Genomic DNA, 19948 nt, shown 5'->3' with positions numbered 1-19948 from the left:
TTTGCCTATAAGGGGTCAATCGAGCGCAACCGAACCGGACCGCGATGAAGAAATCCAAGACGCCCCAGCCCGCCTCCTCCGCCATCATCGAACGCGACGGGCGCTATCTCCTGGTCCTGCGCAGCAACCCGCCCTCGGCGGACATGTATGCCTTTCCCGGCGGGCGCGGCGAGCCGGGCGAGACGCCGGCCGAGACGGCGCTGCGCGAACTCTTCGAGGAAACCGGCATCAGCGCCGAAAAACCACTGCTTTTCGCGACCTACGACCTGCCCGGCAGGGAAGACGGCCCCGGCAGCCCGTCGTTCCGCCTCTCCGTCTTCAAGGTGAAGGCGGATCCCACGGCCATCGCCGTCGCCTCGGACGATGCGGCGGCCGTCGGTTGGTACACGGCCGGGGAGATCGAAAAGCTGCCGGCGCCGGACAGCGTGCGCGAATGCATCCGGCGCCTCGAGGCGGAACGCACGGGGCAGACCGCATGACGGTGATTCGGCTCGCCCTCCTTCTCACCCTGACGCTTTCCGCGCCCGCCTTCGCCCAGAAGGCAAAGGGTGACGCGAAGGAAACACCGCCCGCGGCGGCCGTCGAGGAAAAGCCCGCACCCTATGACGAACGGCTGGAACGGCTCTCGGAAATCCTCGGCGCCGTGCACTACCTGCGCAATCTCTGCATGGACAAGCCGGAGGACGGCTGGCGGGCCTCGATGCAGCGCCTCATCGAGCTGGAAGCCGCTAACGAGCCGAAAAGACAGGAGAAACTGACCGCGGCATTCAACCGTGGATATCGTTCCTTTGCGGCCATCTATACCGCTTGCACCGACTCGGCTGTTGTCGCAGAAGAGAGATACCGTAACGAAGGTGCAACACTTGCCACAGAAATTACCGCACGCTTCGGAAATTAGCGGTTAATTAACCTCTTTTTACAGGACCCAGTGCCGTTTTGGGAAAAGGCTGCTAAGGTCGTTAACAGTCAAGTAAGAACTGAATGCCCCGCATGGACCGATCAATGGAACCTACTCTCAACGATATCGACGAGATGATCGTGCACGAGAAGATGCAGGCGGCTCTGGAATACCAGAACGAGGCCTGGGCCGACGGCATGGCTGATGGCATCGAACCGGAAATCATCGCCGATGCCGCCATCGCGCTCGCCATGCGCGAGACGATTCGCATTCACGGCGAACGTGGCGCGGAGGCGATGCTCGAATCGCTGCGCGAGCGCATGCTGGCTGGAGAATTCTCCCCCGAGCGCATCCTGCAATAGGCTGGAAAGACAAGTCATGCAGACGTCGCCTGACGGCAAAACGCTGTTTCGCAGCAGCCTCATCGTCTTGTCCGTGCTTTTCACGACGACGGCACTGGTGGCACCCGTCCGTCCCGCCTTTGGGCTCAGCGAGTTGAAGAACGAACAGGGGCAGGTGCCGCAGAAGCCGGCCGAGGACGGCCAGACGCCGCCCGTCGAGGAGGAGCAGGAAGAAACCGGCCCTCTCGAACTGCCGCTGCCCGATCCGCTGATTCGCCGTAACCAGGCGGTGACTGAACCCTCCGACGACGCGCCCGCCACCGACGACAAGGCTGACGACGAACCGGAGGTTCCGGTCGAGTTCTTCTCCGACATCGCCAAGGCGCCGGAACCCGTGCGCCGCATGCGCGAACTCATCGTCGAGGCTGCCGCCTCCGGCGATATCGAGCGCCTGCGCCCCCTGCTCGGCAAGGGCATGACGGAAACGCAGGTCTCCATCGTCGAGACCGACGAAGGGCCCGTCGAAACCCTCAAGGGCCAGTCGGGCGACGAGGAAGGCATCGAGGTTCTGGCGATCCTGCTCGACGTGCTGGCGACCGGCTTCGTGCATGTCGGCAAGGGCACCGCGGACGAAATGTATGTCTGGCCCTATTTCGCCGAAAAGTCGCTCGCCACGCTGACACCGCCGGAAAAGGTGGAGCTGCTGCGCATCGTCACCGCCGGCGACTTCGCCGACATGAAGGAATTCGGCAGCTACAATTTCTATCGCGTCGGCATCACGCCGGACGGCCAGTGGAAATTCTTCGTCACCGGCGACTGAGCCTTACAAGACCACGCTCCAGGCATGATCCGGATAGGCCTGCGCGAGGCACGCCTGCAACCAGCACCTTTGCTTTGCGTCGAGCCGCGGCAACGCCTTGGCGAAATCCGCCTCGTCCTTGTCGCGCCGGTATTTTGCCTTGAACAGCAGGACGATCTCCGGCGCGAGATAGGCGATGCCACCGCCCGTCCTGCGCACGGCATCGGCGCGCGGCAGGCGGATCGACGGATCGCGCTTGTAGACCCAGGTCTCGGGCGTGCCGTCCTCCAGCATCATGTCGACACGCCAGCAGCCCGCCGCTACATCCTCGCACCAGACCTGCGCGATGCCTGAAGGCAGCACGTCCTCCGCGCCGAGCGGCTCGACATGGCCGTCACCGACCGTATGGAGACGCAGGCCCGGCAAGGCTGCGCGGAAATCCGCAAAATCGGTGCGCAGAATGGTGAATTCGAGGTCGTCGTGCGGCCGCATCTGTTCCCCGTGCCAGAGATCGAGCGCCCAGCCGCCGACGATGCACCAGGGCCGTGTGACGCCGGCTAGCCGGTGGGCGAGCTCCTGCGGGTGCCAAGCGGCCCATGCATCGTGGGGAAGTGTCGGCGTTGCCGTCATCATGGATCACCTTTCTTCGCGCGGCGCCCTTCTCCGCCATCCGGACGTACAGCGCAAGGCGGCACGACCTTGCGAAAGGCGCCCGGCCGTTCTACCTCTGTTTCAACGGGTGCGATCATGCACCGCCCGCTGCCGCATGGTGCCGGCGGGCGCACAATCTGGATCGAATCATGCCTTCCGTCACACTTTCCGGCCGCGCCTTCCTCCGCATTTCCGGTACCGATGCCGAAACCTTCCTGCAATCGCTCATCACCACCAACCTGCCCGACCTTGCGACCGGCGAGATTCGTCCCGGTGCCCTGCTGACGCCGCAGGGCAAGATCCTGTTCGACTTTCTGATATGCCGCGACGGCGACGGCGCCTTCCTGATCGAGACGACGGACGCGCAGCGCGATGCACTCCTGAAGCGCCTGACCATGTACAAGCTGCGCGCCGCGGTCGACCTTGCAACCGTCGAGGGCGACACGGTGGCGATCGCCTGGGACGCGCCCGAGGCCGGCGCGCCGCAAGACGGTCGCTTCGCCAAGGCCGGCCTTCTCCTCTCACGCCGCGCGGGCACTGGCGGCGGCGACGACCCGGCGCTCTACGACGCCCTGCGCATCGGCACCGGCCTTGTCGAAGCCGGCCAGGACTATGCGCTCGGCGATGCCTTCCCGCACGATGTGCTGCTCGACCTCACCGGTGGCCTTTCCTTCCGCCAGGGCTGCTATGTCGGGCAGGAAGTCGTCTCCCGCATGCAGCACCGCGGCACCGCGCGCCGCCGTCCCGTCATCGTCACCGGCGAGGCCGACCTTCCCGCGACCGGCACCGAGCTTCTGGCCGGCGGCAAGCCGATCGGCACGCTCGGCAGCGTGTCCGGCACGCGCGGCCTTGCCATCGTGCGCATCGACCGCGCGGCCGACGCCATGCATGGCAGCACGCCGATCACCGCCGACGGCATGCCTGTCACCGTCGCCCTGCCGCAATGGACGGGCCTTGCCTTCCCGCAGGAAACCACCGAGGTGCCGGCGCAATGAGCGGAGCCGCCCGCGCCAAGACGGAACCCCGCGCCTGGCAGCGCATGCTGTCGGGCCGCCGCCTCGACCTGCTCAATCCGTCGCCGCTCGACATCGAGCTGTCCGACATCGCACACGGGCTTGCCCGCGTCGCGCGCTGGAACGGCCAGACCAACGGCGACCACGCCTTTTCGGTGGCGCAACATTCGCTTGTCGTCGAGGCGATCTTCCGCCAGCAGAACCGTTGCAATGCCGACGAGTGCCTGATGGCATTGCTGCACGATGCACCGGAATATGTGATCGGCGACATGATCTCGCCCTTCAAGGCGGTGGTCGGCGGCGGCTACAAGACGGTGGAGAAGCGGCTGGAGGCGGCCGTGCATCTGCGCTTCGGCCTGCCGTCCGCCACGCCCGCGAGCCTGAAGGCGAAGATCAAGAAGGCCGACCAGGTCGCCGCCTTCTTCGAGGCGACGGAGCTTGCCGGCTTCTCCCATGCCGAGGCGGTCAAGTTCTTCGGCGCGCCGCGCGGCATCACACTCGACATGATCGAGATCGCCCCGCTCACCGCGCCCCTTGCGCAGCAGCGCTTTGCGGATCGCTTCGAAGCGCTGGAACGGGAGCGCGGCCCGCTCGCCGCGGCGGTTTGACGATGGGCACGATCGTCGTCGCGCCCATCGGCAAGATCGCGGAGCTCGCCGTGCGGCACCGTTGCCGCGACATGCTGAGCCTCGTCGCACCGAAGCAGAGTTTCCACCGCCCGGCCGTCATCGCCGCCGATCGCCACCTGATCCTCGGTGTCAACGACATCGCCTTTGCCGGCACCGGCAACCTTGTCGCGCCCGGCGAAGAGCATGTGGCTGCGATCATCGGGTTCGCCCGCGGCTGGGACCGGCAGGCGCCGCTGCTTGTCCATTGCATGATGGGCGTTTCCCGCTCACCCGCCGCCGCGCTGATCGCCGCGCTCGCCGTGGAACCGGACCAGGACGAACACGAGCTTGCCACCCGCCTTCGCCACGCCTCCGTGCAGGCGACGCCGAACGCCCGGCTGGTCGAAATCGGCGATCATGTGCTGTCGCGCGGCGGGCGGCTCGTCGCCGCCGTCAAGGCCATCGGCCGCGGGGCGGACTATGTCGGCGACAGCCCCTTCTCCTTTTCCGCAGCGCCGGAGACGGCGCAGCCATGACGGAGAGCCGCGTCCGTCCGCCCGTCGAGATCGGCCTCAACGCAGCGGTCGTCGCGATTTCCGGCCGCACCCCCTGCATCCTCGCCATCGGCGGCGGCGCAGGCGGCCGGGATGCCCTGCCCTTCGGCCCCTTCGATCCCCACCAGCACCGCACCTTCGAGACGAGCCTGCGCGCCAGCGTCGAGGCGCAGACGGCGCTGAAGCTCGGCTATATCGAACAGCTCTACACCTTCGGCGACCGCGGCCGCCAGAAGCTGCCGGACGAGGCCGGCACACACATGGTCTCCGTCGGCTATATCGCGCTCACCCGTACAGATGCGGAGGCGAACGAGCGGCTGGCGGAAGCCGGCGCCGCCTGGCGCGACTGGTACACCTACCTTCCCTGGGAGGATTGGCGGCAGGGCCGGCCGGCCCTCATCGACCAGATCATTCTCCCCGCCCTGAAGGCCTTCGCCGCCGATACCACGCGCAAGGAGCGGGTGAGCGCCCTGCCTTCGATGCGCACGCGCCTGCGCCTCGCCTTCGGCCTCGACGATTTTCCCTGGGACGAGGAGCGCGTGCTGGAGCGCTACGAGCTGCTCTATGAAGCGGGCCTTGCCGAGGAGGCGGTGACGGACGGGCGCACCGGATCGTGCCATCCCGTGCCCGGCATCGCCATGCGCCACGACCACCGCCGGATTCTTGCGACCGCGATGGCGCGGCTGCGCGGCAAGATAAAATACCGTCCGGTGATCTTCGAGCTGATGGCGCCGGAATTCACGCTCACCGAATTGCAGGCGACGGTAGAGGCAATCTCCGGACGACACCTGCACAAGCAAAACTTCCGCCGCCTGGTCGAGGGTGCCGAGCTGGTCGAGGCGACCGGCGGCTCCACCGCCGCCACCGGCGGGCGCCCCGCCGCACTCTTCCGCTTCCGCCGCCGCATTCTCGAGGAACGTCCGGCCCCGGGGCTCAAGGTAGGCATGCGCTAAAGCATTTTGTTTCTTCCGCATTGCCCGACGCCGAAGCGGCCCCGCTTCGGCTGGAAATGCTCTCGCCGGAACTTATCCTGCATCCTGCCATTCCCCCTTTGATATCAATGGGGAAAGCTTTCATGGAACAACAGGCAACCGACATCATCGTCGCAACACGGGCGGCGCTGGCGCAGGCGAGCGCGCTTGCCGTGCAATACTCCTTCTCGATCCTCGGCGCGCTCGTGCTGCTCGTGCTCGGCTGGTTTCTCTCACGGCTGCTGCACCGCTGGGCGCTGACGGGGCTTTCGCGTGTGCGCGGCATTGATGCGACGCTCGCGCATTTCTTCGCGAACATCCTGCGCTATGCGGTCCTCGTGCTGGTCTTCGTCACGGTGCTCGGCCAGTTCGGCGTGCAGACCGCCTCGATCATCGCCGCCCTCGGTGCCGCAGGCCTTGCCATCGGCCTCGCCCTGCAGGGCACGTTGCAGAACATTGCGGCCGGCATCATGCTTCTGGTGCTGCGGCCCTTCCGGGTCGGCGAGTACATCGAGACGAAGGACGTTTCCGGCGAGATCACCGAGGTCGGGCTGTTTGCCACCGAACTCAAGACCAGCGACGGGCTCTATCGCCTGGCACCGAACGCGACTCTCTGGAACACGCCCGTCACCAACTACAGCCGCGAGCGCACCCGCAAGCACGATCTCCAGGTGAAGGTGCCCGACGATCGCGATATCGACGGTGAGATCGACCGGCTTTTGTCGATCGCACAGAACGATCCCACGATCGAATCCGTGCCGCCGCCGCAGGTCTTCGTCGACAGCCTGGAAGCCAGTGCCGCCATCCTGACGCTGCGCTACTGGGTGGCGACGCCGCAATGGTTCAGGACGACACGGGAGATGAACCGGCGTGTGCGCGTCGCCTTCGGGCAGAAGCTCGCCGCACCGGAGCCGGATGCGGCCCCGGCCGAATAGGCCTATTCGATCACGGCGCAGGCGAGCCTGTCGCCCGCGCCGCCTGACGGGTCGGTGCGGTAATCGTCCGAGCCGGCATGCACGATGAGCGCCCGGCCGCGGATACCGCGTTCGGCATCGTCGAGACGGACCAGCGTCGAATAGACCTGCGCGCGCAGCACGCCGTCCTCGGCGATATACTGGTTCGGCAGGTCGCCGGCATGGGGACCGTCCGCCGAGATGAACCCGTGGCTCTTTTCATCCGGGTTGAAATGCCCGCCCGCCGATGCGTGGCCGCCAGCCGGATCGCAGCTCCCGCTCTCGTGGATGTGCAGCGCCACCCATTTTCGCGGCTCGAGGCCGGAGATCTCCACTTCGAACAGCACGCCGTCGCGCCCTGCGGTCACCTGTGCACGGCCGGTTTCCTTGCCTGCGCGATCGACGAAATCCGCCCGGGCCGTATCCGCCGCCTGCTGGGCGGCGGCGGGCAGGCTGATGAGCGGGGCGGCCAGCACGGCGCGTGCAACGATCTTCCACATGGATGCGTCCTTCCGATTGCCATTGTCCATGGAAACGGAACGCGTCGTCCGCCGGGGTGTTCCGGCCCGATCAGCTCACAACGACATCAAGGCCGATGTCGAGCGTCGGCGCAGCCATGGTGATCTTGGAGGTCGAAATATAGTCGACACCGGTTTCGGCAATGGCGCGGATCGTCTTCAGATTCACGTTGCCGGAGGCTTCCAGCTTCACGCGGCGCGGGTCGGCGGCGTAGGCCGCCTCGGTCAACCCCGCACAGTCGCGGTTGATCTCGACGGCGCGCCGCAGGAGCTCCGGCCCCATATTGTCGAGCAGGATGACGTCGGGCTGCGCCTCCAGCGCCTCCTCCAGCTCCTCCAGCGTCGTCACCTCCACCTCCACCTTGACGAGATGTCCGGCAAAGGCGCGGGCGGCCGCAATGGCGCCCGCAACACCGCGGGACACGGCGATATGGTTGTCCTTGATGAGGATCGCGTCATCGAGGCCGTAGCGGTGCGACGAGCCGCCGCCCATGCGCACGGCGTATTTTTCCAGCGCCCGCAGGCCCGGGATGGTTTTCCGCGTGCAGCAGACCCTCGCCTGCGTATGGGCGATCTCGGCGGCGAACCGCGCCGTGTAGCTCGCCACGCCGCAAAGGTGCATGAGAAAATTCAGTGCCACCCGTTCGGCCGACAGCACGGCGCGGGCGGGGCCGGAAACCTGCGCGATCACCATACCCGGCGAAAGCCGGTCGCCATCCTTCACAAAGGCCTCGAAGCGGATCGCAGGATCCATCAGCCGGAAGGCCGCGCGGGCGAGATCGAGGCCGGCGACGACCCCCTCCTCCCGCGCATTCAGCTCCGCCCGCGCCAGACTGCCCGGTGCGATCGTCGCCTGACTGGTGATGTCGCCGGCGCGCCCGAGATCTTCCGACAGTGCGGCGCGCACCTGATCCTCGACCATCAGCGGGGAGAGGACGGGGAGATGGGGGGTGGTCATGGCGGAGAATCCTTCTCTGGACTGTTGGCATCGACGAGCCGCTTCAACGGCTCCATGCGTTCATGCAGAACGCGGAGAATGACGATTTCCTGTGCCTCGTCCGCGCCTGCTACGAGGTGGTAGTAAAGAACGTGCGCAGCAGCATGGCGCCGGGCTGCCGCACGGGAAAAATGCATGGAGCGCACGCCGGGGCGGAGCTCGTCGCGTGCCCGCGACGCCGGTCGGAGCGGGTTTTCGGCGAGAAGGCTCATGGCATGCTCGATCAACGCGGCATAGTTCATGGCCTGGACAACGCCGAAGGCCGTCACCGTGTAGCGCGCGATCTCGGTAAGGTCCCGTTCGGCCTCAACCGTCAGCCGAACGATCATTTTTCGCCGATTGAAGCCGTAAAAATGTCCGTGACGGAGCGCCGGGAAAACTCGCCCCGCTCCGACTGCGCCAGCCCGGCATCGACCGCCTTGCGCAGGAGCGCGAGTTTGGCCGCCTCGCTTTCCTGTTCCTGACGCATCAAACGCAACGCATCACGAACGACCTCGCTTGCAGAGACGTAGGAGCCGCTTGCGACGGCGTCCTCGATAAAGTCGGTGAATTCCGGGGTGAGACTGACATTCAGCGTCGGCATGGCGCGATCCTTTCGCCCGATTCTAGTGCGCAAAGAGCGATTGTCAATTTTTGCCAAACTTCACGCCGCCGCCGTTTCCGCAAGGTCCGCAACCACCTTCTCGGCATCGGCAAGGGTAAGGAAGGTACGGTGCTTCCAGCCGGCCTTCTGCTCGGAGAAATCGGAGCGGAAGTGGCCGCCGCGGCTTTCCTCGCGCAGATACGCACCCGTCGCGATGAGCTTTGCCGTGGTGACGATGTTGTGGAAGCGCATGCGGCTGTTTTCGCGCTCCAGCGCAGCGATCTCGCGGATTGCCGTCTTCAGACCGTCGCGGCTGCGGATGACGCCGACATGGTCGCTCATGATGCGGCGCAGGCGCTTCAGCGCCGGGCTGTCCTCGATGGTGACGAGGTCGTCGCTCTCGCCGGCATTCTTGCCCCAGTCGTTGATCTTCGGCTCCGGCAGCATGCCCTTGATGTTTTCCGCGATGCGGGCGGCGAAGACCACCGCTTCAAGCAGCGAATTCGAGGCAAGGCGGTTTGCACCGTGCACGCCGGTGGAGGTGACTTCGCCGGCGGCCCACAGGCCGTCGATCGAGGTGCGGCCTTCCGCATCCGTCAAGACGCCACCCATGTGGTAGTGCACGGCGGGCACGACGGGGATCGGCTGGGTGACGGGGTCGATGCCGGCGGCGATGCAGGAGGCATAGACCGTCGGGAACATTTCCGGGAAATGCGCACCGACCGCCTTGGTGCAATCGAGGAAGGCGCCGCGGCCGGCCTGCACCTCCGCAAAGACGCCGCGCGAAACGATATCACGCGGGGCGAGTTCGCCGTCCGCGTGGATATCGAGCATGAAGCGGTGGCCGGCGGAATTAATGAGGTGCGCACCGTCGCCGCGCAGCGCCTCGGTGGCGAGCGGTGCAGGATCGCGGCCGATATTGATGGCGGTCGGGTGGAACTGCACGAACTCCGGATCGGCGATGATCGCCCCGGCGCGCGCGGCCATGCCGACCCCCTGACCGCAGGCCTCCCACGGATTGGTGGTGACGGCATAGAGATGTCCGACGCCACCCGAGCAGAGCACGACGGCGCGGGCCGGGAAATGAACGCGGTTCTTCGACTGGCCGGCATCGGGGCGGGCGACGACGCCCGAGATGAAGCGGCCCTCGCGCACCAGCTCCTCGACGACATAGCCTTCGAGCACCCGGATCGACGGCGTCTTGCGAACCGCAGCAATCAGCGCCTCCATGATCGCCTTGCCGGCCATGTCGCCCTTGACGCGCACGATGCGGCGTTCCGAATGGGCAGCCTCCCGGGAGAGCAGCAGCTTGCCCTCGAGATCGCGATCGAAGGGCACGCCGTATTCGAGCAGGTCGTGGATGCGCGCCGGGCCTTCGGAAACCATGAAGCGCGCCATCTTCTCATCGACGATGCCGGCACCGGCTTCGAGCGTGTCGGCGACGTGCTTTTCGAACGTATCGCCGGGGCTCATCGCCGCCGCGATGCCGCCCTGCGCCCAGGCGGAGGACGCACCCTGGCCGATCGGCGCAGCCGCGAGAATGGTGACGGGACGCGGCGCGAGTTTCAGCGCGCAGAACAGGCCGGCAAGCCCGCCGCCGACGATGACGATATCGTCGATGCCGTTCCAGGATTGCGGACGAAAACTATCAATGGGCATGTCTTACTCCTCCGACGCGCCGCCGAACTGCGCCCCTCACCTGCCTGCCGGCATCCTCTCCCCGCAAGCGGGGCGAGGAGCGCTGGGCTCGCCGTTTTCCCCTTCTCCCCGTTTACGGGGAGAAGGTCCCGGCAGGGGGATGAGGGGCCGCAGGGCCTCCTGCGCCTCTACTGCTTCAGGTTCACCATCCGCTCGACGGCAAGGCGGGCGCGATCGGCGATCGCCGGATCGACCACGACCTCTTCCGTCATGTTGACCAGGCTGTCGAGGATCTTCGGCAGCGTGATACGCTTCATGTGCGGACAGAGATTGCACGGCTTGACGAAATCGACGCCCGGCAGCTCGGCCTGGATGTTGGAGGCCATGGAGCATTCGGTGACGAGCAGCACGCGCGAGGGACGATTGTCCTTCACGTAGTTGATCATGCCGGAGGTGGAGCCGGCGAAATCGCAGACGGCGATGACGTCGGGATGGCACTCCGGATGGCCGATGATCTCGATACCGGGATGGGCCTCCTTGTAGGAAAGCAGCTCAGCCGCCGTGAAGCGCTCGTGCACCTCGCAGTGCCCTTTCCAGGTCAGGATCTTCTTGTTCGTCTGCTTGGCGACGTTCATCGCCAGGTACTCATCCGGGATGCAGAGCACGGTGTCGCTCTCCAGGCTCTCGATCACGGCAAGCACGTTGGAAGAGGTGCAGCAGATGTCCGTCTCCGCCTTCACATCGGCCGAGGTGTTGACATAGGTGACGACCGGCACGCCGGGATAACGCTGCTTGAGCAGGCGTACATCTTCCCCGGTGATCGAATCCGACAGCGAGCAGCCGGCCCGGGCATCGGGGATGAGCACCGTCTTTTCCGGGTTCAGCAGCTTCGAGGTCTCGGCCATGAAATGCACGCCGCACTGGATGATGATCTCGGCATCCACCTTCGTGGCGTCACGGGCGAGCTGCAGCGAATCGCCGACGATATCGGCGACGCAGTGGAAGATTTCCGGCGTCTGGTAATTGTGCGCGAGGATGACCGCGCCGCGCTCCTTCTTCAACCGGTTGATGGCGGCGACATAGGGCGCGTAGACCGGCCATTCGAAGGCGGGAATGAACTGTTTCACCTTCTCGTAGAGGTGTTCCGTCTCGCGGGCGATCTCCGGCGTGAAGGCCAGATCCGGTTTCTCGACGACGCCGAAGCGCTCCGCGGCAGTCAGCGGACGAGCGGCTTCGGCCATCCCCGCATGCTGGGCCAGAACGGTCATGGAACCCTCCCTTTCTCCCGCCATCCTCCGGCGGAAAGGCTATTTTGCTCAGTTTGAGCATAATAGCTCCAAAACAAAACCGGCATTGCCGGTGGTTCAGATTTAGAAACTTTTGTGACGGTTTGCAAGAACCGCCGCCCGAATTCCTTCGGGCGGCGGTACCGTTTTAGGTCAGGCGACGGCCGGGCGTACGACGCCCCTTTCCTCGATCGGCCAGTGCACGATCGCCGCGAAGACGCCGAGCGCCGCGCCGAGCCACCAGACCGGATCGTAGGTGCCGAAATGATCGTAGAGATAGCCGCCCATCCACACGCCGAGGAACGAGCCGACCTGGTGCGAGAGAAAGACGATGCCGCCGAGCAGGCCGAGATGTTTCGTGCCGAACATGATGGCGACGAGACCGTTGGTCGGCGGCACGGTGGAGAGCCAGAGCAGGCCCATGACGATGGCGAAGACGATGACCGAGGCCGGCGACTTCGGCAGAAGGATGAAGGCCGCCACCGCGACCGAGCGCGCGAGATAGATATAGGCGAGGAAATAGGGCTTCGAGTAGCGCTGGCCGATGAAGCCGGCGGCGAGCGAACCGATGATGTTGAAGAAGCCGATCAGCGCCAGTGCGATGACCGCATAACGCGCATCGATGCCGATATCGCCGAGATAGGCCGGGAAATGCGCGGTGATGAAGGCGACCTGGTAACCGCAGACGAAGAAGCCGGCGACCAGCAGCAGGTAGCTGCGATGGCCGAGCGCCTCGCGCAGCGCCTCGCCGATGGTCTGCTTGTATTCGTTTGCCGACGTGATGCCGGAGGAGGAATTGCCGCGCAGCGGAATACCGAGCAACGGCACGATGAGCATCAGCATGCCGAGATAGACGAGACTGTCCGACCAGCCATAGGCGCTGATGAGGCCCTGCGACAGCGGCGCGAAGAGGAACATGCCGGCAGAGCCTGCGGCCGTGCAGATGCCGAAGGCCATGGAGCGCTGGTCCGGCGTCACATTGCGCGCGAAGGCCGACAGCAGGATGCCGAAGGAGCCGGCCCCGACACCAAGCCCGACCAGCACGCCGCCGCCGACATGCAGCCAGAGCGGCGACGTGCCGAACGACATGAGGACCAGGCCAAGCGCATAGACGAGACCCGAGACAAGCAAGACCCGCCAGGTGCCGAACTTGTCGGCAATCGCGCCGAAGAACGGCTGGCTGACGCCCCAGGCAAGGTTTTGCAGCGCCATGGCGAGGCCGAACGTGGTGCGGTCCCAGCCGGTATCCTGCAGCATGGGCAGCTGGAAAAAGCCCATCGCCGAGCGTGGGCCGAAGGTGAGCACGGCGATCAGCGAGCCGGCAAGAATGATGAGCCACGGCATGGGCCGGCTCGCGGCAGGCGCCGCAACGACGGATGGGGTGGACATGGTGGGTCTCCGGGAGTGTGTGGCCGGACACTACGCGGCGCCATGCATTAACAAAAGCGAATTTAATTGACCGGACGATCAGCCGGATTGATGAAATCCCGGCACCGGGCATGGCGCCGGATGTGCTTGACGCCACGGCATTTTGAGCGCATGTCCCCTCCAGGCGTCACACGGCGCCAACCGAACCCGGATAAGATCATGGACCCCGACAGTCGACTATCGAGAGCAATCGAGCGACCGATCCGGTAAAAGCCCCCGAAAAGGCTTTGCTCCGGACGGCGAGAATGCCTCCAAGGAGTAAAGCATGCTGCAAATCTATGCCCGCAGGGCAGACCGCTTCTGCCTGCGCGAAATTTCCAACCCGGCCATCGAGCAGGCGATCGCCCCTGCCCTCTGGTACGATCTCCTGAGCCCGACACCCGAAGAGGTGGCGGACGTGGAGGCGGCGCTCCGCATTTCGATCCCGACGCGGGAGGAAATGGAGGATATCGAGCTGTCGGCCCGCCTCTACCAGGAAGACGGCGCGGAATTCATGACGATGACGGCGCTCACCAATCTCGACGGCGACGAACCGATGAAGATGCCGGTAACCTTCATCCTCACCGGCCCGACGCTGGTGACGGTGCGCCATGCGGATGCAAAGCCCTTCGTGACCTTCTGCAATCGGGCGCTGCGCGGCAACGGCCACAGCTACGAGACCGGCGAGGACGTGATGCTCGGCGTCATCGAGGCGGTCATCGACCGCATGGCGGACGTGCTGGAGCGGCTCGGCAACGAGATCGACGGCATCTCCCGCGAGGTCTTCCGCAGCAAGAAGGGCTCGTCCACCAAGAAGACGCGCGACCTCGAGGCGCTGATCGAGCAGCTCGGCCGCAAGGGCGATTTCCTCTCCGGCGTGCGCGAAAGCCTCGTCAGCATCTCGCGTCTCGTCGCCTATCACGCGGCGGTGGAGAGCCCGGCCCGACGACCGTCGAAAGACATCCGCCAGCTCGTCAAGCTCGTGCAGCGCGATGCCGCATCGCTCGGCGACCATGCGGCGTTCCTCTCGGGCAAGATCAATTTCCTGCTCGACGCGACGCTCGGCCTGATCAATCTAGAGCAGAACCAGATCATCAAGATCTTCACCGTCGCCTCGGTCGTCTTCCTGCCACCGACGCTGGTCGCCTCGGCATACGGCATGAACTTCGAGCTGATGCCGGAGCTCCAATGGCGCTTCGGCTATCCCTATGCGGTCGGCCTGATGATCATCTCGGCTTTGATGCCGTTCCTCTATTTCAAGCGACGCGGCTGGGTTTGAAAGGCAGCATGAGCACGCCGGCCCGACATCAGGCTGTCACACGCCGACGATAGTCGGGCCGACATGGCACGATACAACTCGTATATCATCTGCACCTCTCCGCGCAGCGGAAGCACCCTGCCGTGCAAACTCCTGGCGGCGACTGGTATCGCCGGAAACCCGGCCTCACTCTTCTACCGTCCGACCTTGCCCGACTGGCTGACGAGGCTTGGTCTCATACTGGTGGAAACAATGGCGGAGCGCGAATTGCTCGAAACGATCTTCGAGGCTGCGAACCGCAAGGGACGCGGGGATACAGCAACTTTCGGACTTCGCCAGCAGAGGCACGGCTTCGATTTCCTCTGCGAGAAGCTCGCGATCCTCCACCCCGGCAATCTCAGCGATTGCGAACGCATCCAACGGATCTTCGGCACGACGCTCTTCATTCACCTGACGCGCACCGACAAGCTCGCGCAGGCGGTTTCCTACCTTAAAGCAGAACAGACCGGATTGTGGCATCTCGCCCCGGACGGCACGGAACTGGAGCGGACCGCGCCGAATCGCGCGCCCGTCTACGACCGAGACGCCATCCGAGCCCACGTCGAGACGATGACGGCCTATGACCGCGCGTGGGAGACGTGGTTCGAACGCGAGGCGATAGCACCGCTTCGCCTTTCTTATGACGATCTATCCGACGATCCGCGCGCCACCTTACGGACCATCCTCCTCCACCTGGGGCTGGATCCGGCAGCCGCCGATCGCGTTGCGCCCGGCGTGAGGAAGTTGGCCGACGAAACCAGCCGGGAATGGGGGGCGCGGTTTCGCGCGGAAAACACGTTAGCCTGACTTCAAGCCCGCACCTTCATCGGCCAGCGCTCGGTGCGCGTCTTCGTCACGCGCACCGTATCGCCGAGGCGGATCTCGCCCTGGCTGCGGGGCACGGCGTTCCAGCCGAAGAGCACGCCGGGCACGCGGCGGTCGGCAGACATGCGCTTTTCAGCAAGGCCCTGGATCGGGTTGCCGCCGATGCGCTCGCCGGTCTTCTGGTCCTGCGTGGTCATGATGCAGCGGGCGCAGGGTTTGACGAAATCGAAGGTGATGCCGTTGATCTCGATCGCTTCCCACAGGTCCTCCACCCAGGGATCGTCACAGGAGACGAGGATGTTGGTGCGGAAGCGCTCCATGCCGACAGGCTCCTGGCCCTTGGCGACGAGGGTACGGTTGAGGTCGGAAAGCGAGCCGGTGGTCGTCACGAGAACGGGGAAGCCGTCGGCAAAACCGACAGGCGCCGGGCTGCCGGCCCACTCCTCGCCCTCCAGTCGCTCGGCCCGCGCGTCCATGTGCACGAGCCTGACCGGACGGGCGAGCCAGTCCGACAGGACCTCGTTGACGGCCTCGTCGGCGACGGCAGCGTTGACCGGGCTGTCCCAGACGGTCACGTCGAGGCGGTCCTCCGGATCGAAGCTCGCAAAAAGCTGGCGGCCTTCCATTTCGAGATGCAGGCTGTCGCCGACGGCCGTCGCCTCGACGCGGGCCAGCGCCTGCAGCTCGCGCTGGGTGATGAAGCGGCCGTCCGGCTCCACGACCATGAAACGCCGATCGCCGGCAAGGCCGTCGAGACGCACGGCGGCGCTTTCGACGGGAACGGCCCGGCCGCTCTTCAGCGGGTGGATGTTGAGACCTTCGACCTTCATGCGGGCGACCTTTCCTAAAACTTTGATTCAACGGCCTGCCGATCGGATTCAATGCGGCGGCACAAAAGCATGTTTTTCTTCAGATTTCATCCAGCAGCATGGCGCGGATCGCCCGCAGGCGCTCCGTCCGTTCGCCGGCCATGCGCGCACCCGCCGCCGTCTGGAACCCGTCAGCCAGTTTGAAGAGCTTGACCTCGAAATGGTCGATGGCGAAGGCCTTGTCGTCGAGCGGGCGGTTTTCGCCGAGCGGGTCCAGCGGATCGTAGAGGCCGCTGCCCATGCGGCCGGCAATGTAGAAGCAGCGCGCAGCACCGATCATACCGATCGCGTCGAGCCGGTCGGCGTCCTGCAGGATCTTCGCCTCCAGTGTCTTGGGAGCGAGATTGGCGGAGAAACTGTGCGTCAGGATGGCATGGGCGACGGAGGCCACGTCCGCTTCGCTCCAGCCTTCGGCGGCAAGCAGGTCGGCCGCCTTTTCGGCTGCAAGGCGTGACGCTTCGGCGCGCAGCGGCGAGTTCTTTTCCACCGCCACGCAATCATGCAGCAGCACGGCGGCGGCCAGCAACCGTATGTCACCGCCCTCCTCCGCCTGGATGCGGCGCGCGCTCTTCCACACACGGATGAGATGCGCGGCATCGTGCGAGCCGTCATCGGCAGAGAAGGCCTGCGGCAGCAGGCGTTCGGCAAGGGCCCCGAGGGGCGAGAAGGCGGCGGCGAGACAGGCGAAGGTCATGGGCAATCCATCATTGGTTGCCCTGACTATCCTGTCACGCCTCGGCGTTCAATTCCGCCTTTTCGCCGGTCCCGGACTTTCCCGACAGGATCTTCTGGTAGAACAGCCCGATACCGATCAGCACCGCGCCGAGCCCGATGAAGGAGAGCGCCCTGAGGATGCCTTCGAGATTGGCCATGTCGATCAGGAAGACCTTGACCACCGCGATCAGCACGAGACCGGCGGAGGCAAGGCGGATGCTCTTGGAATCGAACTTCGAGCCGACCACCAGCAGCAGAACGCCGAGCAGCAGCCAGATGACCGAATAGGTGTAGGTCTCCGGCTGGAGGAACCCCTTCCAGTCGGCAATGCCCTCGCCATGCCAGTAGCGACGCACGCTGAGCGTGACCCAGGCGAAGGCGAGCGCCACGCCGGTCAGCGCCAGCATGATCACATAGGGCATCGGCCGCCGGCCGCGCGCATAGAGGGCAAGCCCGCCATAGGCGATGCCAGGCAGGAGATAGCCGACGAAAAGCAGATCCAGGAACGGCCATTTACCGAGCAGTTCGCCGGTGAAATAGGGGTTGAGGCCAACGAAATGGGCGCTGAGGATGGACAGGACCGAGAGCCCGCCGACCACCATGGAACCGTAGCGGAAGACCGGGCTCGGCGATTTCAGGTCGAGCGACATCAGGATACCCGCGGCGCCGATGACCAGCAGCGTGTAGATCGACTGCTCGCCGAGCGTCGGCACGGAGCTGTCCAGCACCCCGCCATTCATGCCGTGGCGCACGAGGATCGCCGCCGTCAGCAGCACGAACAGGCTGGCCAGCGCCTGCAGCAGGTTGCGGATTTTCTCGCCCGGCCAGCGGCGCAGTTCGAAGGCCGAGAGCGCGAGGAGAGCAGCCGGAATGCCGTAGCCGACAAGCAGCTGGTTGAAGACCGGCGTCTTCGAAAGGTTGGCCGCGCCGACGATGGTCGGCTCCCAGCCGATGCGGCCGGCAACCACGGCCGCCGCCCCGGCCATCAGCCAGGGCAGGACCGGCCAGCGGCGAAGGCGCGTCGCGAAGACGGCGGCAGCGCCGAGGATCGCGATGCCGAGCGTGGTGGCAAGGCCGTCCGTCATGGCGTGCAGCGCCAGCACGAGGAAAGCAAAGCCGCCGGCAACGAGCGTCCATTGTGGAATGAACAGGCCCTCCTCCGCCCGTCCGCGCGAAAAGACCTCTGCCGCAGCGAAGAAGGCGAGACCGAGCGCCACGGCGAGAAGACCGTGCTTGAGGTCAAAGGAGAGGTTGCCGAAATGGAGGAAGTTCAGAGCGACAACAACGAAGGGCACGGCCGGAGCGATGAGGCTCCAGAGCGCGGAAAAGGCGGAGGACCCCGTCATGCGCAGGCGCACCGCCGCAAGACCGACCGCCGCATAGGCCACGGCAAGGAGCAGCAGCAGATTGACCGGCACGACGGCGATCATCGGTACCGGCAACGATGCTGGCGGCGGCAGCACCGAGGCGTTGTCCAGTATCGGCGGGGCCAGCGAGGAGAAATCGTCGAACAGCAGGCCGCCGGGCCGGATCACCATCGCCCCGACGCCGACCACGGCCGTGATGGCGGAAAAGAGCGCGGGATAGATCGCCCAGCCGCGCAGCGCGCCGAGCAGGGCAAGCGCCATCACGATCGCCGCAAAGCCATAGTCCGCCCGGGCGAGCGCCGGGACGGCATTGGCGAGGATCAGCGCCGGGAAGGTCAAGGCCAGCGCGCCGGTCAGCGATACGGCGACCGCGGGCGGGGCAAGCAGGCGGTCCAGCGGATCGGCGGCGGCGGCGCCCGTTGCGGGCGGCAGGTCGTCCGCCGTAATGTGGCCCGGCCAGATCAGCCCCAGGCCAAGCGCCATCACAAGCAGGGCGAGAAGCATCGGCACGACCTCGACCGTGCTCGCCTCCGAAAGATAGAGCACCGCCCAGAGCGCCATGCCGGCACTGGCCAGCGCCGGCACGACCAGCCAGCGACGGATGCGCGCGGCGGCGAAGGTGGCAAGCCAGGCGACGGAGAGGAAACCGAAAAGGCCCCAGGCACTCGGCTCCTCGGTCGCGACCAGCGCAGGCGTCACGAGAGAGGCCAGCAGGCCGAGGCCGGCCAGCGCCTGCCCGTGCAGGAGCGACAGGCCGATCGTCGCGAAGGCCACGGCGGCGAGCAGCACGAAGGCCGTCAGCGGGCCGAAATAGCCGTAGAACTCGTAGGAAACATAGGTGACGGCAAACAGTGTTATGGCGCCGGCAGCGGTCAGCACGCCGGGGATCATCGCGTTCTGGAAGGCATTCGCGATGACCGGCAGCGTGCGGCGGCGCACGAACTCGCCGACGGCCATGAGCACGAGGCCGAAGACGGCGGCCAGCGACAGCCGCACCGCCGGGCTGAGCAGCCCTGCCTCGATGGAATACTTGACCATGAAGATGCCGCCGAGCGCGAGCGCGATGCCGCCCACCCAGACGGCCCAGCGCGCGCCGATGCGGCTTTCGAAGCTTTCCTTCGGCTTTGCCGCGGCCGCGGGAGTGGCAGAGGCCGCCGCAACGGCTTCGTCCAGCCCCTCGCTCGCAGCAACCGTTTCGGCGGGACCGGCGGGCGTGCCGCCAAAGATCGCCCGGCCCTTCTCGGCCTCGTCCATCCCCGCCGCCTGCGACGCAGCCCAGGGGCTTGCGAAATCGGCCGGCACCGGCTCCTCGGCCGCCTCTTCGGAGATGGCCTCGGTCGCTTCCACAGCCACCGTCTCCACTGGCGCCGTCAAATCTCCGGCCTTCAGCGCCTCGACTTCGCGCTTCAGCCGCATCACCTCCTCGCCGAGTTTCTGCGCGCTGTTTCGCGATGCATTGAGGGTATAGAGCGCCAGGCCGATCGCGACCAGGGAGAGGATTTCGAGCATTGCGACTCCAAGGCGGGCATTGTCCGGGCGCGGAGACTACCCGGTTTTTTCCAAAGACTAAACGGGGTTACGTTTGAAGCCGGTATTCTCTTCGGGTTGTCGCATGGTTTTCATGCAAGGCGGGCACAATGACCTATTTCCAGGAGCAAC

Annotated in this window: 22 protein-coding genes; 11 read left to right on the top strand and 11 right to left on the bottom strand. The window is 65.7% G+C overall.

The annotated features are described in order from the left end of the window. The first annotated feature begins 44 nt into the window (after window positions 1-44). The 4 genes from AKG11_RS02880 (at window position 45) to AKG11_RS02865 (ending at window position 2059) form a co-directional block, all read left to right on the top strand. Window positions 45-479, top strand: a complete 435-nt coding sequence (locus AKG11_RS02880) for an NUDIX hydrolase (protein ID WP_050742877.1) — start codon at window positions 45-47, stop codon at window positions 477-479. After that, window positions 476-898, top strand: a complete 423-nt coding sequence (locus AKG11_RS02875) for a TIGR02301 family protein (RefSeq protein ID WP_050742876.1) — start codon at window positions 476-478, stop codon at window positions 896-898. The genes AKG11_RS02880 and AKG11_RS02875 overlap by 4 nt, the downstream gene beginning before the upstream one ends. A 92-nt stretch (window positions 899-990) precedes the next feature. Further along, complete coding sequence (locus AKG11_RS02870; RefSeq protein WP_037409294.1) at window positions 991-1260, top strand: hypothetical protein; 270 nt, start codon at window positions 991-993, stop codon at window positions 1258-1260. 16 nt (window positions 1261-1276) lie between these two features. Continuing rightward, window positions 1277-2059 carry a hypothetical protein gene (locus AKG11_RS02865; RefSeq protein WP_050742875.1) on the top strand — a complete coding sequence of 261 codons (783 nt, stop codon included), beginning with the start codon at window positions 1277-1279 and terminating at the stop codon, window positions 2057-2059. A gap of 3 nt (window positions 2060-2062) precedes the next feature. Here AKG11_RS02865 and AKG11_RS02860 read toward each other — a convergent pair whose 3' ends face one another. Continuing rightward, window positions 2063-2671 carry a nucleotidyltransferase domain-containing protein gene (locus tag AKG11_RS02860; protein WP_088016388.1) on the bottom strand — a complete coding sequence of 203 codons (609 nt, stop codon included), beginning with the start codon at window positions 2669-2671 and terminating at the stop codon, window positions 2063-2065. A gap of 167 nt (window positions 2672-2838) precedes the next feature. Here AKG11_RS02860 and AKG11_RS02855 point away from each other — a divergent pair, with 167 nt between their 5' ends. The 5 genes from AKG11_RS02855 to AKG11_RS02835 all read left to right on the top strand — a co-directional run bounded on the left by AKG11_RS02855 (window position 2839) and on the right by AKG11_RS02835 (window position 6770). Beyond that, complete coding sequence (locus tag AKG11_RS02855) at window positions 2839-3684, top strand: CAF17-like 4Fe-4S cluster assembly/insertion protein YgfZ (RefSeq protein ID WP_050742874.1); 846 nt, start codon at window positions 2839-2841, stop codon at window positions 3682-3684. Next, window positions 3681-4310 carry a YfbR-like 5'-deoxynucleotidase gene (locus AKG11_RS02850; RefSeq protein WP_050742873.1) on the top strand — a complete coding sequence of 210 codons (630 nt, stop codon included), beginning with the start codon at window positions 3681-3683 and terminating at the stop codon, window positions 4308-4310. The genes AKG11_RS02855 and AKG11_RS02850 overlap by 4 nt, the downstream gene beginning before the upstream one ends. A gap of 2 nt (window positions 4311-4312) precedes the next feature. Beyond that, window positions 4313-4846, top strand: coding sequence for a tyrosine phosphatase family protein (locus AKG11_RS02845; protein ID WP_050742872.1), 534 nt, complete (start codon window positions 4313-4315; stop codon window positions 4844-4846). Next, complete coding sequence (locus AKG11_RS02840; protein WP_050742871.1) at window positions 4843-5817, top strand: NUDIX hydrolase; 975 nt, start codon at window positions 4843-4845, stop codon at window positions 5815-5817. The genes AKG11_RS02845 and AKG11_RS02840 overlap by 4 nt, the downstream gene beginning before the upstream one ends. A gap of 122 nt (window positions 5818-5939) precedes the next feature. Further along, complete coding sequence (locus AKG11_RS02835) at window positions 5940-6770, top strand: mechanosensitive ion channel family protein (RefSeq protein WP_050742870.1); 831 nt, start codon at window positions 5940-5942, stop codon at window positions 6768-6770. A 2-nt stretch (window positions 6771-6772) separates the two neighbouring features. Here the strand turns inward: AKG11_RS02835 and AKG11_RS02830 are convergent, their stop codons facing one another. The 7 genes from AKG11_RS02830 to AKG11_RS02800 form a co-directional block, all read right to left on the bottom strand. Beyond that, a complete protein-coding gene (locus AKG11_RS02830; RefSeq protein WP_050743148.1) occupies window positions 6773-7288 on the bottom strand; it encodes a superoxide dismutase family protein in 516 nt (171 codons plus the stop codon). A 70-nt stretch (window positions 7289-7358) separates the two neighbouring features. Further along, window positions 7359-8264 (bottom strand): carboxylating nicotinate-nucleotide diphosphorylase, encoded by a 906-nt coding sequence (gene nadC / locus AKG11_RS02825; RefSeq protein WP_050742869.1) that lies wholly within the window; start codon window positions 8262-8264, stop codon window positions 7359-7361. Then, the gene (locus tag AKG11_RS02820) at window positions 8261-8632 is read right to left on the bottom strand and encodes a type II toxin-antitoxin system RelE/ParE family toxin (protein WP_050742868.1); all 372 of its coding nucleotides are present in this window, start codon (window positions 8630-8632) and stop codon (window positions 8261-8263) included. Before AKG11_RS02820 ends, nadC begins: the two co-directional genes overlap by 4 nt. Next, complete coding sequence (locus AKG11_RS02815) at window positions 8629-8886, bottom strand: type II toxin-antitoxin system ParD family antitoxin (protein WP_050742867.1); 258 nt, start codon at window positions 8884-8886, stop codon at window positions 8629-8631. Before AKG11_RS02815 ends, AKG11_RS02820 begins: the two co-directional genes overlap by 4 nt. Before the next feature lie 60 nt (window positions 8887-8946). Next, the gene (locus tag AKG11_RS02810) at window positions 8947-10545 is read right to left on the bottom strand and encodes an L-aspartate oxidase (protein ID WP_024271433.1); all 1599 of its coding nucleotides are present in this window, start codon (window positions 10543-10545) and stop codon (window positions 8947-8949) included. A 167-nt stretch (window positions 10546-10712) separates the two neighbouring features. Beyond that, a complete protein-coding gene (gene nadA, locus AKG11_RS02805) occupies window positions 10713-11792 on the bottom strand; it encodes a quinolinate synthase NadA (protein WP_050742866.1) in 1080 nt (359 codons plus the stop codon). 171 nt (window positions 11793-11963) lie between these two features. Then, window positions 11964-13199, bottom strand: a complete 1236-nt coding sequence (locus tag AKG11_RS02800; RefSeq protein WP_023513000.1) for an MFS transporter — start codon at window positions 13197-13199, stop codon at window positions 11964-11966. A 304-nt stretch (window positions 13200-13503) separates the two neighbouring features. Between AKG11_RS02800 and AKG11_RS02795 the strand changes: the two genes are divergently transcribed. Next, complete coding sequence (locus tag AKG11_RS02795; RefSeq protein ID WP_023512999.1) at window positions 13504-14496, top strand: magnesium transporter CorA family protein; 993 nt, start codon at window positions 13504-13506, stop codon at window positions 14494-14496. 63 nt (window positions 14497-14559) lie between these two features. Then, the gene (locus AKG11_RS02790; RefSeq protein WP_050742865.1) at window positions 14560-15321 is read left to right on the top strand and encodes a Stf0 family sulfotransferase; all 762 of its coding nucleotides are present in this window, start codon (window positions 14560-14562) and stop codon (window positions 15319-15321) included. 2 nt (window positions 15322-15323) lie between these two features. Here the strand turns inward: AKG11_RS02790 and AKG11_RS02785 are convergent, their stop codons facing one another. From AKG11_RS02785 to AKG11_RS02775, 3 genes are all read right to left on the bottom strand, one after another. Continuing rightward, on the bottom strand, window positions 15324-16169 hold the full coding sequence (locus tag AKG11_RS02785; RefSeq protein WP_050742864.1) for an MOSC domain-containing protein: 846 nt from the start codon (window positions 16167-16169) through the stop codon (window positions 15324-15326). A 79-nt stretch (window positions 16170-16248) separates the two neighbouring features. Next, on the bottom strand, window positions 16249-16902 hold the full coding sequence (locus AKG11_RS02780; RefSeq protein ID WP_023512996.1) for an HD domain-containing protein: 654 nt from the start codon (window positions 16900-16902) through the stop codon (window positions 16249-16251). A gap of 34 nt (window positions 16903-16936) precedes the next feature. After that, window positions 16937-19798, bottom strand: coding sequence for a DUF2339 domain-containing protein (locus tag AKG11_RS02775; protein WP_050742863.1), 2862 nt, complete (start codon window positions 19796-19798; stop codon window positions 16937-16939). Window positions 19799-19948: the final 150 nt, after the last annotated feature.

The sequence above is a fragment of the Shinella sp. SUS2 genome (genome assembly GCF_001262505.1).
GTDB lineage: Bacteria > Pseudomonadota > Alphaproteobacteria > Rhizobiales > Rhizobiaceae > Shinella.
Note: the sequence above shows the minus strand (reverse complement) of the source record. Positions and strands in the feature narration are given on the sequence as shown.

Excerpts from the sequence above, each read along its gene's own strand:
- AKG11_RS02810 (WP_024271433.1), bottom strand. The coding sequence starts at position 10,545 with ATGCCCATTGATAGTTTTCGTCCGCAATCCTGGAACGGCATCGACGAT.
- AKG11_RS02855 (WP_050742874.1), top strand. The coding sequence starts at position 2,839 with ATGCCTTCCGTCACACTTTCCGGCCGCGCCTTCCTCCGCATTTCCGGT.
- AKG11_RS02800 (WP_023513000.1), bottom strand. The coding sequence starts at position 13,199 with ATGTCCACCCCATCCGTCGTTGCGGCGCCTGCCGCGAGCCGGCCCATG.
- AKG11_RS02795 (WP_023512999.1), top strand. The coding sequence starts at position 13,504 with ATGCTGCAAATCTATGCCCGCAGGGCAGACCGCTTCTGCCTGCGCGAA.
- AKG11_RS02880 (WP_050742877.1), top strand. The coding sequence starts at position 45 with ATGAAGAAATCCAAGACGCCCCAGCCCGCCTCCTCCGCCATCATCGAA.
- AKG11_RS02775 (WP_050742863.1), bottom strand. The coding sequence starts at position 19,798 with ATGCTCGAAATCCTCTCCCTGGTCGCGATCGGCCTGGCGCTCTATACC.
- AKG11_RS02850 (WP_050742873.1), top strand. The coding sequence starts at position 3,681 with ATGAGCGGAGCCGCCCGCGCCAAGACGGAACCCCGCGCCTGGCAGCGC.
- AKG11_RS02840 (WP_050742871.1), top strand. The coding sequence starts at position 4,843 with ATGACGGAGAGCCGCGTCCGTCCGCCCGTCGAGATCGGCCTCAACGCA.
- AKG11_RS02815 (WP_050742867.1), bottom strand. The coding sequence starts at position 8,886 with ATGCCGACGCTGAATGTCAGTCTCACCCCGGAATTCACCGACTTTATC.
- AKG11_RS02830 (WP_050743148.1), bottom strand. The coding sequence starts at position 7,288 with ATGTGGAAGATCGTTGCACGCGCCGTGCTGGCCGCCCCGCTCATCAGC.
- AKG11_RS02875 (WP_050742876.1), top strand. The coding sequence starts at position 476 with ATGACGGTGATTCGGCTCGCCCTCCTTCTCACCCTGACGCTTTCCGCG.
- AKG11_RS02780 (WP_023512996.1), bottom strand. The coding sequence starts at position 16,902 with ATGACCTTCGCCTGTCTCGCCGCCGCCTTCTCGCCCCTCGGGGCCCTT.
- AKG11_RS02785 (WP_050742864.1), bottom strand. The coding sequence starts at position 16,169 with ATGAAGGTCGAAGGTCTCAACATCCACCCGCTGAAGAGCGGCCGGGCC.
- AKG11_RS02845 (WP_050742872.1), top strand. The coding sequence starts at position 4,313 with ATGGGCACGATCGTCGTCGCGCCCATCGGCAAGATCGCGGAGCTCGCC.
- AKG11_RS02835 (WP_050742870.1), top strand. The coding sequence starts at position 5,940 with ATGGAACAACAGGCAACCGACATCATCGTCGCAACACGGGCGGCGCTG.
- AKG11_RS02860 (WP_088016388.1), bottom strand. The coding sequence starts at position 2,671 with ATGATGACGGCAACGCCGACACTTCCCCACGATGCATGGGCCGCTTGG.
- nadA (WP_050742866.1), bottom strand. The coding sequence starts at position 11,792 with ATGACCGTTCTGGCCCAGCATGCGGGGATGGCCGAAGCCGCTCGTCCG.
- AKG11_RS02820 (WP_050742868.1), bottom strand. The coding sequence starts at position 8,632 with ATGATCGTTCGGCTGACGGTTGAGGCCGAACGGGACCTTACCGAGATC.
- nadC (WP_050742869.1), bottom strand. The coding sequence starts at position 8,264 with ATGACCACCCCCCATCTCCCCGTCCTCTCCCCGCTGATGGTCGAGGAT.
- AKG11_RS02865 (WP_050742875.1), top strand. The coding sequence starts at position 1,277 with ATGCAGACGTCGCCTGACGGCAAAACGCTGTTTCGCAGCAGCCTCATC.
- AKG11_RS02870 (WP_037409294.1), top strand. The coding sequence starts at position 991 with ATGGACCGATCAATGGAACCTACTCTCAACGATATCGACGAGATGATC.
- AKG11_RS02790 (WP_050742865.1), top strand. The coding sequence starts at position 14,560 with ATGGCACGATACAACTCGTATATCATCTGCACCTCTCCGCGCAGCGGA.